This window comes from Turicibacter sanguinis (genome assembly GCF_013046825.1).
Taxonomy (GTDB): domain Bacteria; phylum Bacillota_I; class Bacilli_A; order MOL361; family Turicibacteraceae; genus Turicibacter; species Turicibacter sanguinis.
The window spans coordinates 201,079-215,000 of record NZ_CP053187.1 but is presented as its reverse complement, the minus strand read 5'-3'; the positions used below and the strand labels follow the sequence as shown (position 1 = coordinate 215,000).

General features: G+C 35.9%; 11 protein-coding genes (1 of these 11 running past the window's edge). 8 read left to right on the top strand and 3 right to left on the bottom strand.

Annotated elements, in window-relative coordinates:
- Nucleotides 1-974: the 3' portion of a M18 family aminopeptidase gene (locus HLK68_RS01195; RefSeq protein WP_129821523.1), read on the top strand. The gene continues 322 nt to the left of window position 1, outside the view; the window shows 974 of its 1,296 coding nt (coding positions 323-1,296); its start codon lies off the left edge, out of view; its stop codon occupies nucleotides 972-974.
- Nucleotides 975-1,007: 33 nt separating this feature from the next.
- Here HLK68_RS01195 and HLK68_RS01190 read toward each other — a convergent pair whose 3' ends face one another.
- The 3 genes from HLK68_RS01190 to yidD all read right to left on the bottom strand — a co-directional run bounded on the left by HLK68_RS01190 (nucleotide 1,008) and on the right by yidD (nucleotide 4,008).
- Entirely contained in the window at nucleotides 1,008-2,909 is a 1,902-nt protein-coding gene (locus HLK68_RS01190; RefSeq protein ID WP_229040177.1) for an ABC-F family ATP-binding cassette domain-containing protein, read from the bottom strand.
- A gap of 85 nt (nucleotides 2,910-2,994) precedes the next feature.
- On the bottom strand, nucleotides 2,995-3,627 hold the full coding sequence (locus HLK68_RS01185; RefSeq protein WP_006785144.1) for a trimeric intracellular cation channel family protein: 633 nt from the start codon (nucleotides 3,625-3,627) through the stop codon (nucleotides 2,995-2,997).
- A 147-nt stretch (nucleotides 3,628-3,774) separates the two neighbouring features.
- Complete coding sequence (yidD, locus tag HLK68_RS01180) at nucleotides 3,775-4,008, bottom strand: membrane protein insertion efficiency factor YidD (RefSeq protein WP_230311932.1); 234 nt, start codon at nucleotides 4,006-4,008, stop codon at nucleotides 3,775-3,777.
- Nucleotides 4,009-4,167: 159 nt separating this feature from the next.
- Between yidD and asnB the strand changes: the two genes are divergently transcribed.
- From asnB to dnaE, 7 genes are all read left to right on the top strand, one after another.
- Complete coding sequence (gene asnB, locus HLK68_RS01175; protein ID WP_006785146.1) at nucleotides 4,168-5,976, top strand: asparagine synthase (glutamine-hydrolyzing); 1,809 nt, start codon at nucleotides 4,168-4,170, stop codon at nucleotides 5,974-5,976.
- 107 nt (nucleotides 5,977-6,083) lie between these two features.
- Nucleotides 6,084-6,833, top strand: coding sequence for a DUF2953 domain-containing protein (locus tag HLK68_RS01170; RefSeq protein ID WP_132942806.1), 750 nt, complete (start codon nucleotides 6,084-6,086; stop codon nucleotides 6,831-6,833).
- A 1-nt stretch (nucleotide 6,834) separates the two neighbouring features.
- A complete protein-coding gene (gene ytfJ, locus HLK68_RS01165) occupies nucleotides 6,835-7,230 on the top strand; it encodes a GerW family sporulation protein (protein WP_006785148.1) in 396 nt (131 codons plus the stop codon).
- 201 nt (nucleotides 7,231-7,431) lie between these two features.
- Nucleotides 7,432-8,421 (top strand): class I SAM-dependent methyltransferase, encoded by a 990-nt coding sequence (locus tag HLK68_RS01160; RefSeq protein WP_006785149.1) that lies wholly within the window; start codon nucleotides 7,432-7,434, stop codon nucleotides 8,419-8,421.
- A gap of 17 nt (nucleotides 8,422-8,438) precedes the next feature.
- The gene (locus HLK68_RS01155; protein WP_006785150.1) at nucleotides 8,439-9,626 is read left to right on the top strand and encodes an acetate/propionate family kinase; all 1,188 of its coding nucleotides are present in this window, start codon (nucleotides 8,439-8,441) and stop codon (nucleotides 9,624-9,626) included.
- A 119-nt stretch (nucleotides 9,627-9,745) separates the two neighbouring features.
- Nucleotides 9,746-10,699 (top strand): DHH family phosphoesterase, encoded by a 954-nt coding sequence (locus HLK68_RS01150; protein ID WP_006785151.1) that lies wholly within the window; start codon nucleotides 9,746-9,748, stop codon nucleotides 10,697-10,699.
- A gap of 103 nt (nucleotides 10,700-10,802) precedes the next feature.
- Complete coding sequence (gene dnaE / locus HLK68_RS01145; protein ID WP_006785152.1) at nucleotides 10,803-13,835, top strand: DNA polymerase III subunit alpha; 3,033 nt, start codon at nucleotides 10,803-10,805, stop codon at nucleotides 13,833-13,835.
- Nucleotides 13,836-13,922: the final 87 nt, after the last annotated feature.

Here is a 13,922-nt window from a genome sequence, read left to right as displayed (position 1 = left end):
AAGTATATGGAGGGCCAATTTTACATACATGGTTTGACCGTCCACTTGGATTAGCAGGGAAAGTGACAGTACGTGGTGTTAATGTGCTTAAGCCTGAAACAAAATTAGTAAATATTAATAAGCCATTATTAATTATTCCTAGTCTTGCCATTCATATGAATCGACAAGTAAATGAGGGGTTCGCAATCAATGCACAAAAGGATACATTACCTTTAGTTGGGTTAGTGAATGAGACATTTAAAAAAGACGGATATTTATTAAACTTATTAGCAGAAGAATTAGATGTTTCTGTTACAGATATTATGGGATTTGATTTAGGTTTATATGAGATTGATAAAGGAATGTTAGTAGGAGCAAATGAGGAGTTTATTTCTTCAGGCCGTCTAGATGATATGTGGATGGTCTATGCAGGACTTAAAGGGTTAGTTGATAGTCCTACAACAGCTGCAACTAAGATGATGGTGTGTTTAGATAATGAAGAGACTGGAAGTTTAACTGCTCAAGGCGCAGCATCTAATTTACACTTAAATGTTGTAGAGCGTATTATTTTAGCACTTGGTCATGATCGTGAAGGGGTTCACCGTACACTTGCTAATTCGATGATGATTTCGGCTGACTTAGCACATGCGGTGCATCCAAATGTGGGTGAAAAGCATGATCCAACAAATCGTCCTATTTTAGGAAAAGGTCCTGTTTTAAAAACAGCAGCATCTGGTTCATATAGTACGGATAGTTACTGTGCGGCAGTATTTGAGGGGTTATGTCAAGAGGCTGGTGTGCCTTATCAAAAATTCTATAATCGTTCGGATGTACGTGGTGGGACAACAATTGGACCAGTAACGGCTTCTCGATTAAATATTCCTGTGATTGATATGGGGGCTCCACTTTTAGGGATGCACTCGATTCGTGAATTAGCATCAGTTGAAGATCATGATTTTACGGTTAAATTATTTACAACATTCTTTAGTTTATAAAAAAAAACTCGACCAAATCGGTCGAGCTTTTTTTTATTTTTTTGAGTTTTCGATTTCTTCTGCTAATTGGTTTAAATATTCCCAACGTTCATATTTATAGGTCAGTTGTTCTTCGACTAATGTTTTTTCATTCATGATATCTTGAAGTTTAACGTAGTCAGTTGCAAATTCGATGAGTTGTTCATCTAGAGTTGAGATTTGCTCCTCTAAGGTTGCGATTTCATCATCGATTGTTTCGAATTCTTTTTGTTCAGCAAACGTGAATTTAAGTTTTTTCTCAAGACGTGGCTTGGCTTTCGTTGTTTCTTTTGATTTTAATTCTGTAATGGCGGTTTCCTCAAGTTGAGTTTTTGCTTCTTTGAAAATGAGATAATCACTATAGTTTCCAGTGTAGATAGTAATATCACCATTCCCTTCATAAGCAAATATTTTATTACAGATTCGATCTAGGAAGTAGCGATCATGGGAAACTGTGATAACGATTCCATTAAAATCATCTAAATAATCTTCTAAACGTCTTAGCGTATCGATATCTAAGTCATTGGTAGGTTCATCTAATAGTAGAACGTTAGGTGCATCCATTAAAATACGAAGTAAGTATAGACGTCGGCGCTCTCCACCCGATAGGGTACCAATTTGTGAATACTGAAGATGTCCATCGAATAAGAAGCGTTCACACATTTGAGAGGCAGTGATGCGTGTTCCATCGCCTGTTTCAATGTAATCACTATTTTCTTTAATGTAGTCAATGGCTCTCATTGTTGGATTCATTTCTTCGCTTTCTTGTGCGAAGCATCCAATTTTAACGGTTTCACCGATATCAATGAATCCTGAGTCAGGCTTGATTTTTCCACGGATTAGATTAATTAATGTTGATTTTCCGATTCCGTTTGGTCCCACAATTCCGATACGATCAGTACGAGTTAGAGTGTAATCTAAGTCACGAATCATACAGCGGTCACCATAGAATTTTGCAACATGATTGAATTCCATGATTTTTTTACCAAGGCGTGTTGAAGCGACTGAAATATCAAGATTACCCTGTGGCGTAAATTTTTCTTGGTTGCTTAAGTCTTCAAAACGTTGAAGACGAGCTTTTTGTTTAGTCGAACGTGCCTGTGCTCCTCGACGAACCCAAGCTAATTCTTTTCGAAGGAGGTTTTGGCGTTTATCTTCCATGGCGGCTTCTAGTTGAAGGCGTTCCATTTTCTTTTCAAGGAAGACAGAATAGTTTCCATCATAGCTATATAGTCGCCCCTTATCTAGTTCTAGAATTCGGTTTGTAACGCGATCTAAAAAGTAACGGTCATGAGTGATCATTAAAAGGGCACCTTTACGACTGTTTAAGTAGTCTTCTAACATGCCGATGGTGTCATTGTCTAGATGGTTGGTCGGCTCATCTAAAATGAGAAGTTCTGATGGTGTAATGAGTGCTGATGCTAAAGCGACGCGTTTTTTTTGTCCCCCAGATAGGTGTTTGACTTTTTGTGAAAAGTTTGTGATTCCTAGTTTTGTTAAAACTGATTTGGCTTCACTCTCCAAATCCCATAGATTTAAGCGATCGATTTGATCTTGTAGTTTTAATAAACGTTCGTTTAATGATTCATTGTAGTTTTGTTGAAGTTCGTCAAGTGTTTCTTGATAGTCGCGAAGTAATGTCATTTCAGGTGAATTTCCTTTAAAGACTTGTTCAAGAACAGTTGCTTCATCATGAAATTCAGGATTTTGTGATAAATATTCGATTCGGACGCGATTGCCTTTTGTAATGCGGCCTGTTTCAGGGTTTTCAATACCGGCAATAATTTTTAAAAGGGTTGATTTTCCAGTTCCATTAACCCCAATAATTCCGATTTTTTCCCCTTCACTAATTCCAAATGAAATGTTATCGATTAATGTTTTGACTGAGTAGCTTTTACTTATATTCTCAATTGTCATTAGATTCAATGTGTCTCACCACGGTTTCTATAAAATTTATATCTTTCATTATACCTTGTTTTTGATGAAAAGAAAAACCCAAGCATTAAGATGCTTGGGTTTTCTTTAAGTATATTTTACCTTCTTCGATGTAAGGAAGATGCATTTGATAATGGATTGTGACTAAACGAATGATAAAGATGATTGAAAGACATAAGTAAGCACTAATCATTATACCGAGATAAGGGTGTAAGAACCAAAAGCAGATGGCCCCAATTAAGGATGCAACGGCATAAATTTCATGTTTTAAAATACTTGGGACTTCTTGTGCTAAGATGTCACGAATCACACCACCACCAACAGCTGTAATAACTGATACGAAGAGGAAGGTCATGAAGTTATAGTTGAGATCGATGGCTTTCATTCCGGCTGCAATAGTAAAAACGGATAATCCGATGGCATCTAGAATGAGAAAAGAGGTCTGCCATTTGATACGTCCTCGTAAGCAGATAACAAGAATGGTTGAGATGAGAATGGTTAGCATGTATTCGTATTTTGAAAAGAACACAGGTACTCCGATATCTGTTACAACATCACGTATAACTCCTCCACCGATAGCTGTGACGGTTGCAAGTGTTAGGATTCCAAAGAAGTCCATTTTTTTTTCGATAGCACACATCGCACCGGATGCGGCAAATACGAAGAGTCCGATATATTCAAAGAATGTGATTAGATCCATGTTAAGCCCCCATAAAAGATTGTTTATTAGTTCATATCGTTTCACATTATAGCAAGCGGATTTTAGGGTGTCAATGAGTAAAGATAATGATTCACAGCGTTTTGATTTTAAAAAGGATTTGATGTGCTATGTTAAAGTTTTTTTGTTTTATTTTTGATGCTTATGACAGTGACATGATTTTTTTTCTGGAACAGGATCGTAACCAAGGCTTCCCCAAGGATTACAACGTAAAATGCGTTTAAAGGCTAGGTAGCCTCCTTTTAGGACACCGTGTTTTTCGATGGCTTCGATGGCGTAGTGAGAACAGGTAGGATAGTATCGGCAGTTGGGGGGAGAAAGTGGGGAGATGTATTTTTGATAAAATTGTATGAATTTGATCATGAGTTTTTTCATGGAAGACGTCCTTTCTGTATTCGATAAATTTATGTTATCAGATAAGAAAATTTGTTTCAAGATGAGGAGTTTTGACATAGTATATGTCGTGAACAATAATTTCCATTTAATTCCAAAAAAGGAGAATTTAGAAGAGGTGGTTATGATATGTGTGGATTATTTGGGGTAGTAAATTATAAACAAATTGAGATGAAAACACCTTATGACATGAGTTGTGTACAAGCTGTTTTTCATCGAGGGCCAGATGAAGGGGGGATGTTTTATGGGAAACATGTCTTTTTAGGGCATCGTCGCTTATCGGTCGTTGATATTGAGCAAGGGAAACAGCCGATGTCATTTCATCATTATACGATGGTTTATAACGGTGAGTTATATAATACCGAAGAGATTCGCGAGGAGTTAAAAGCTTTAGGCTATACTTTTAAAGGACATTCAGATACTGAGGTTTTGTTAAAGGCGTATGTCTGCTTTGGCGAAAAAGTAGTTGAAAAGCTAAATGGGATTTATGCTTTTGCCGTATGGAATTCTAAAGAGCAAACATTATATGTGGCGAGAGACCGTGCTGGTGTTAAGCCGCTTTATTATTCTTTGTTACCAGATGGAATTATTGTAGCGTCTGAGCAAAAGCAAATTTTACACTATACGCAAAAAAATGAAGTGACCATTGAAGGATTTCAAGAGTTATTAGGTGTTGGGCCTTCTCATACGCCAGGAAACGGATTATTTAAAGGGATCAAAGAGTTAAAACCAGGTCATTATATGGTGGTTAAATCAGGGGGTATTAAAATTACGAAATACTGGGATTTAGTCGCAAAAGAACATACAGATGATTTTGAAACAACTGTTGAAAAAACACGTGAAATTTTAGTAGATGCAATTAAACGACAACTGGTTTCTGATGTGCCACTTTGTACCTTTTTATCAGGAGGACTTGATTCTTCAATCATTACAGCTATTGCAGCAAATGAGATGAAAAATCTTCATACCTTTTCAATTGATTATGAAGATAATAGAAAGTATTTTCAAAAAACGGCTTTTACGGTATCTGAAGATAATGATTTTATTAAGTTGATGTCTGATCGTTTTCATACGAATCACCATTATTGTGTCATTACAAATCAAGATTTAGCGGATGCTTTAAAAGATGCTGTTTTATTACGTGATATGCCAGGGATGGCGGATGTAGATTCATCGTTACATTGGTTTTGTAAAGAGATTAAAAAAGATTTTACGGTTGGTTTGTCAGGTGAATGTGCCGATGAAATTTTTGGAGGATATCCTTGGTTTTATCGTGAACCAATGAATGGGATGTTTCCATGGCTTCGTGATTTAGCAATTCGTAATACGTTGTTAAAACCAGAGTGGCAAGAAAAATTGAATTTAGTCGGTTATGCAACAGATCGTTTTAATGAGTCCATTGCACAGGCAGATATTGTAGAAGGCGATAGTGCTTTGAATAATGAGAAACGACAATTGACTTATTTAAATATTAAATGGTTTATGACGACATTGCTTGATCGTAAAGATCGTATGAGTATGGGAGCGAGTCTTGAAGTTCGTGTGCCATTTGCGGATCATCGAATTATGGAATATCTTTATAATGTGCCTTGGGATATGAAGTTCTATGGGAATGAAGAAAAAGGCTTGTTAAGAAAAGCGATGGAAGGAATTTTACCAAATGAAGTGTTGTATCGAAAAAAAAACCCGTATCCAAAAACACATAATCCTCATTACACAGCGATTGTCCAAGCTTTGTTAAGAGAAGCGTTGAGTGATGAAACGTCTATTTTGCATGAGATTTTTGACGAGAATAAGTTATGGGCTTTAGCTAATTCAGATGATGAGATTATTACAAGACCTTGGTTTGGACAACTGATGACACAGCCGCAGCTTATTGCTTATTTGTATCAATTTCATGTTTGGTTTAAAGCGTATCAGTTAAATATTGTGGAGTAGAGGGGGTCTGTCGCTAATGGCGGCAGATTTTTTTTGTCTTGAAAGAATAAGGAATGAATATTTTTTACATAATAAGAGTAAAGATTGAGATTAAGGGGACTACTGTAATGAGATGGATTGGTTATTTTTTGTTATTTTTACTGTGTCTATTTATCTTATTTATTTTTGTAAAGATTAAGATTCGAGTTGTTTTTCAAGATGAGTCTCGTTTTGTACAAGTGAAATATTTGTTTTTTAAATATAAGATGGATTTAAATCCGATGATGAAAGAGCTAGAGAAAAACGCTGAGCTATCAGCTGATAAAATGAAAGATGAGGTTACAGTGAAAAAGGAAGAAGTCGTTGTTAAAACGAAAACGGTTGAACAGAAAGTCATTGAAGATTCCATGGAGTTAGATGAGAAGCCCAAGATAAAGGTGAAACGAGTTAAGAAAAAGAAGCGAGTTGAAAAAACGCAGGAAAAAGTGAGTCGCCCAAAATTAAGGCAGATGATTAGGAAGTTTAAATTGTTATTTAAAACGGGTAAACGAGTGCTTGTGCGCTTTACGAAAAAGATTAGGGTGCATCAGTTGGATTCAGTGATTCATTTTAGTGTAGATGATCCGATGTTAAATGGGTGCTTACTCGGTAGTCTTTGGGCCATGCAAGCTAATGTTTATGGATTTATTAGTCGTTATGTCAAGAAAGTTGACCACTATCACTTTGATGTTTTGAGCCAATTTAGTGGAAATCGTATTTTTGTTGATTTTACGTGCATAGTCTCATTTAAATTAGTCGATATTATAGTTGTCTTATTAACGTCTTTTAGAGATTTAATGACAATTTTAAAACTAATTCGTAAAGAGGAGGATTTATAGTATGGGTGAGCATCCAATTCATAATTTAATGAAAATTTCAATGGAAAATATAAAACAAATGGTTGATGTAGATACGATTGTTGGAAATCCTGTTAACACAGAGAGCGGAGACACGATTATTCCAATTTCTAAAGTTGCATTTGGATTCGCAGCAGGAGGTAGTGAATTTGAATCCACTACGAATACAAATTCTGATCAAAATCCTCCATTTGGTGGAGGTAGTGGTGGAGGAGTTTCAATTACGCCTATTGCCTTTTTAGTGGTAAATCAACAAGGTGTTGAAATCAAACATCTTGAGGAACGTACACATTTATATGAACGTCTTCTTGAACAAGTACCTAAAACAGTCAATAGTATTATGAACGAATTTGATAAAGATTCAAAAAAAGGCGAGTAAATCATTTACTCGTTTTTTTTTGTTAAAACATCTAGATGAATTAAGGGGGATGAAAAAAATGATAGAGCTAGGTAAGGTTGTGAAGCTTTTTATAATGTTCAAGTAAAAAAGTAAACGTTATAACATTTTTTGGTTTAGTGAGTGACATTCAATAAAAGTTGTAGTAAAATCAATTTGTATATCATGAAGAGGTGATGTTTAGTGCCAAGACCTGAAGTAATTGAACAACTATTTGATCTTGTCGATGAAACGTCGATGATCATCAGTTCCGAGTTGAAAATGAATTATTTACAAGCCATGTGTGAATCTTGTGGAAATATTATGTCACAAGATGTAAGTCAATCAGTTAACGAGGAAATTAGACAGGCATTAGAGAAGCAGTATTCTGATTTAGAGGAATTAGAGTTTACTCAAGAGGAAATAAGAAAAGCTCTTCAGTTAGCTATTTTGAAAGGATTAAAAGCCGAGCGTGTAACGAACGCGGTAATGACTCCAGATTCGATTGCCTTAATGGTGTCTTATTTAATTTCAAAATTTATTCCAAGTGCTAAAGAGATGACTGTCGCTGATTTAACAGTGGGAACAGGAAACTTTTTAACAGCCATTTTAAATCAGATTGATGTGGAGCCTCAGGCGATTTATGGAGTAGATGTTGATAAAGATTTGTTACAAATTGCATACACGCTTTCTGATATGCAAGAGCATGCGGTTCAGTTCTATCAACAAAGTTCATTAAAGCCGATGTTAGTTGAGCCACTAGATTTAATTGTTGGAGATTTACCGACTGGAGAAGTAGTAGACTCATCAGAGTTAGTTGACTTGGAGTTATCATTAGTGAGTAAGCAGGTAACGTATTTACCTTATTTATTAATTGAAAATCATCTCAAGTATTTAAAACCAGGTGGTTATGCTTTTTATGTCATTCCAAATGATTTATTTAGTCAAAAAGGTTCAACTGAGTTTCATCAGATGCTGACATCACAGGCCAATATTCAGGCATTATTACAATTGCCATCATCAATGTTTAAAAGTCATGAGTTAGGTAAGAGTTTATTTATCATTCAAAAAAACGGTGAAGCAATTCAACCGATTAAAGAAGTGTTAGTAGCCCAATTACCAAGCTTTAATGATAGAGAAAAATTTGGTCAAACTTTAAATCGTATTGATAATTGGATCAAACTTAATAAGTAAAAGTGGAGGGAATAGTCATGACTAAAATTTTATCAGTAAATGCCGGAAGTTCATCATTAAAATTTCAATTATTAGAGATGCCTGCACAAACCGTTATTACAAAAGGTTTAGTTGAGCGTATTGGATTTGAGGATGCAATCTTCAGTATTAAATTTGAAGATGAAAAAGTTGAAAAAGTATTACCAATTAAAGATCATAGCGTAGCGGTTCAATTATTATTAGAAGCGTTACTTGAACATAATATCGTAGCATCTTACGATGAAATTAGTGGAGTTGGACACCGCGTAGTTCACGGTGGAGAAAAATTCGGTCACTCAGTCGTTGTGACACCTGAAGTGTTAGCTGATATCGAAGCTTTATCAGAATTAGCACCTCTTCACAACCCAGCAAATGCATTAGGAATTAAAGCATTTATGAAAGAATTACCACATGCTGTTTCAGTTGCAGTATTTGATACAGCATTCCATCAAACAATGGATAAAGATGCTTATTTATATCCAGTAAAATACGAGTGGTATCAAGACTATGCAATTCGTAAATACGGATTCCACGGAACATCTCATCAATTCGTTGCAGAGCGTTGCGCTGAGTTATTAGAAAAACCATTAGCTGAAACTAAAATTATCACAGTTCATATCGGAAACGGTGGGTCTTTAGCAGCTGTTAAAGGTGGACAATCTGTTGATACAACAATGGGATTCACTCCACTTGCGGGAATCATGATGGGAACTCGTTCTGGAGATATTGATCCAGCGATTTTACCATTCATTATGGAAAAAGAAAATTTAACAATTGACCAAGCGGTTAATGCATTAAATAAAGAGTCAGGATTATACGGAGTATCTGGAGCATCTTCAGATATGCGTGATATCTTAAAATTAGTATCTGAAGGTAATGAGCGTGGAATTATTGCGTTTAACTTATATGTTAAACGTATCTGTGACTACATCGGTTCTTACTTTGTATATTTAGGTGGAGTTGATGCGATTGTCTTTACAGCTGGTATCGGTGAAAACTCTATTCCAGTTCGTAAAGCAGTTGTTGAACGTTTAGGAGCTTTAGGAATTACATTAGATGAAGCTGCTAATAATGTCATGGGAGAAGAAGCTTTAATTTCAACAGCAGATTCAAAAATTAAAGTATTCGCTATTCCAACAAATGAAGAGTTAATGATTGCAAAAGATACTTACGCATTTGTTAAATAGTAAATGAAAAAAAAGAGATTCTAGTGATAGAATCTCTTTTTTTATATCAGACTAATTTCAGTCGAATTTTACAACATTATGATATAATTTAAATAATAAATTCTTTAAGAGGTGAAATTATGTTGCAGCAAATTTGGAGTGAAATTGTGAAGTACGATAAGATTATGATTCATCGTCATGTAAGCCCAGATCCAGATGCGTTAGGATCACAAATTGGGTTAGCAACGTTAATTAAGTCAACTTATCCAAATAAGGTGGTAAAGATGCTTGGCTTTACAGAACCATCGTTACAGTGGATGGGAGAGATGGATGAGGTAAAGGATGAGGAGTATGAAGGGGCATTGGTGATTGTTTTAGATACGGCGAATTCTCCACGTATTGATGATACACGTTATAAAACGGGTGCCTTTATGATAAAAATTGATCATCATCCTGTTGTTGAAGATTATGCGGATTTAAATTATGTAGATACGTCGGCAACCGCTACATCAGAAATTATTGTGCATTTATTTAAAGCTAATCAGGAGCAGTATCAATTAACGATGCCACTTATTTCAGCGGAGCGTTTATATACTGGAATTATTGCGGATAGTGGTCGTTTCTTATATGATAATACAACAACATCAACTCTTGAGTGTGCAGCCTTTTTATATGATTGTGGGATTAATCGTAATCAAATTCATGATCAGCTGTATAAGCGTCCTTTAAATATTATTCAGGCACAAGGGTTTGTGTTAAGTCACTTTAACGTTAGTGAACAAGGCGTTGCTTATTTTACAATGACAAAAGATGAGCAGGAATCATTTGGTTTAACAACTGGAACTCGTTCCGCATTAGTGAACGTGTTGGCAAATATTGAAGGGATTCATGTATGGGTTTGCTTCTTTGAGAATGAGGATGGAAAGATTCGAGTGAATATTCGTTCAAATGGACCGGTTATTAATACGGTTGCTCAAAATTTTGAGGGTGGAGGACATCCTAAAGCATCTGGTGCGATGATTTATGAATGGTCACAGTGTGATGCAGTGATTAAAGCGTTAGATGAGGCATGTATATCCTATTTTAATGTATAAAAAGTAAATGTTTGGAAAGACTATTGACAATTGCCAGTGGTCTTTTTCTATGTTAGAATGAGTTCAAACGTATGTTTGGGTTTGAGAAAAGGTAGGGATCGGTATGAGTTTTGTACATTTGCAAGTGCGGTCAGCCTATTCACTGTTAAGTAGTTCAATTAAGATTAAAGAACTTGTTGATTTAGCACTTGAAAATCAAATGAGTTGTTTAGCTTTAGTTGAAGAGGGGACCATGCATAGTGCGATTAAGTTTTATAATGCTTGTCGGCGTGTGAATGTTAAGCCGCTGATCGGAATGAGTGTTAACGTTCAGGGAGATTCATTTATTGATGAATGGGTAATATTGGCGCGTAATCAGTGCGGGTACCAAGGGCTTTTAAAAATTGCCTCTTTTATTGCGAAGCAAGAAGGTGTTGTTCTTTATGAGCAAGTGTTGCCCTTTGTTCAGGATTTAGTCGTGATTACAAGCGGTGAGCACGGGATGCTTTGTAGTGGAATTGAGGAATACAAAGAGGAGCGTTTGCTTCAATATTATGAGTCATATTTGAAGTCTATTCCGCATTTGTATATCGGGCTGATGCGCGTTAATCAACGAACATATGAGTTGTCAAAGCATTTGATTTCTTTTGCAAGTAATGTTAATCGTCCGATTGTGGCACTCAACGATGTCAGGTATTTGAAAAAAGAGGATGCCAAGACGTTAACGTTGTTACAGGCGATTAAGCAGAATCAATCGGTAGAAGAGTTGCCACTTGTTGATTACGAGCGTTATTTTAAGAGTGAGTGTCAAATGAAAGAGTTGTTTGCAGATGTACCAAACGCTTTGATGCAAACTGAGCAGATTGCAAATGATTGTGAGGTAGAAATTCCACTACATCAATCGTTATTGCCGAAGTATCAAACGCCTGAGGGGGTATCTTCTGATTCTTATTTAGAGGCACTTTGTTTTAAGGGACTTGAGAAACGCTATGGCCATTTAGAGTATGCTAATCGATTGAAGTATGAGTTATCGGTCATTCATAAGATGGGATTTTCGGATTATTTCTTGATTGTCTGGGATTTTGTGCGTTATGCGAAAAGTCATGATATTTATGTAGGTCCTGGTCGTGGCTCAGCAGCGGGATCATTGGTGGCGTATGTTTTAGGTATTACGAATGTCGATCCGATCAAGTATGAGTTGTTATTCGAGCGATTTTTAAATCCTGAACGAATTACAATGCCAGATATTGATATTGATTTTCAGGATAATCGACGGGATGAAGTGATTCAATATGTACAGAATAAGTATGGGAGTCACTGTGTTGTTCAGATTGCAACGTTTGGAACTTTCCAGTCTAGATCTGCCTGGCGTGATTTAGCACGTGTTCATCAGGTGGAAACGACTTTAATTAATAAAGTGGCGAGCTTTATTTATTCAGGAAGTACGTTGAAAGAAATTTATGAGCAAACAAAAGGATTACGAGATTTTTTCTCCACTTATCCAAAGCTTGAAGCTATTTATAAAGAGGCTGAAAAAATTGAGGGATTGCCACGTCATACGTCGATTCATGCAGCGGGTGTTATTATTAGCGATCATGATTTAACAGATTATACAGCGATTATGGAGGGTCCAACAGGCATTTATGTCTCTCAGTATGAAGCTGAAGATTTAGAGATGATTGGTTTATTAAAGATGGATTTCTTAGGTTTAAAAAATTTAAATATGTTACAACAAATCACGACTTTAATTAAAAGTAGTGTCGCACCTGAGTTTGATATTAATAAAATTCCATATGATGATTTAAAGACATATGAAATGATTTCACAGGGACAAACGACGGGGGTCTTCCAGTTAGAATCAGAAGGAATGCGGCAGGTGTTAAGAGCGGTTCGACCTAATTGTTTGGAGGATATTATTGCTTGTAATGCCCTGTTTCGACCAGGACCGATGGAAGGAATTCCGTTATTTGCAGCAAGGAAGCATCATGAACAGCCGATTGAATACTATCATCCAAGTTTACAGTATATCTTATCTAAAACGTATGGCATTATTGTTTATCAAGAGCAGATTATGCAGATTGCGAATGTGGTATCAGGCTATTCTTTAGGAGAAGCTGATGTTTTAAGACGTGCCGTGTCGAAAAAGAAGAAGGAAATTTTAGAGAGAGAACAGAAGACGTTTGTTGAGAAAGCAATAGAACGTGGTTATCACCAAGAGATTGCCACCCAGTTGTATGAGTTAATTTTGAAGTTTGCAAATTATGGATTTAATCGAAGCCACGCAGTGGCGTATAGTATGATTGCTTATCAGATGGCTTATTTGAAGAGACATTATCCAAGTTATTTTATGACGGTGGCTCTTTCAAATGTGATTGGTAGTGAAAGTAATACGGCACAGTATGTAAAAGAGGCGAAACAGTTAGATATTTTAGTGTTACCGCCGTCAATTAATAGTAGTGGTTTAATGTATCAGATTGAAAATGAAAATATTCGATTTAGTTTATTACCGATTAAACATATCGGGATGAATTTAGCTCGGCAAATTGTGGCGGAGCGTGAACGGGGATTGTATAAGAGTTTTTATGATTTTGTGAGTCGTACAAGAAGTTTTTTAAATCAACGTGCCTATGAGGGGTTAATTGATGTGGGAGCAATGGATGAGTTTGGGTATAACCGGACAACTCTACATCATAATTTAACTGCGATCTTAGATTTTTCGAAATATGATGGCGGGTTGTTTGAGACTGATTTTGAGATTATGATGATGAAGGAGACGTTGTCATCAGCTGAGAAGATGAAGCGGGAAAAAGAATTGCTTGGTTTTTATTTGAATTCTCATCCGATTCATTTAATGAGAGATCAGGCAAAGGAGAAGGGTTGGTATTTCCCGAGTGATTTGATTCACCTAAATGTTTCAACTATTACGTGTGTCGGATTTGTGGAAAAATTTAGAGAAATTAGAGATAAAAAAGGAAAGCTGATGGCATTTATGGATATTTCTGATGAAAATGGAACAGTGTCTGTCACTATTTTTTCTGATGTTTATAAATCAGAATATAAAGCGTTATTAGGGAAAATTGTGGTTATTAATGGACGTGTTTCAATAAGAAATAGTGAAAAAAATATTAATCTCAGTAAAATAATAGCGATTTCATGACAGTTTCAGGTCGGAAATGATTTATAAATAGACAAAATACTGATATAATATGGGAGGAATAATCTTCATTAAGTGGATGATGATCAA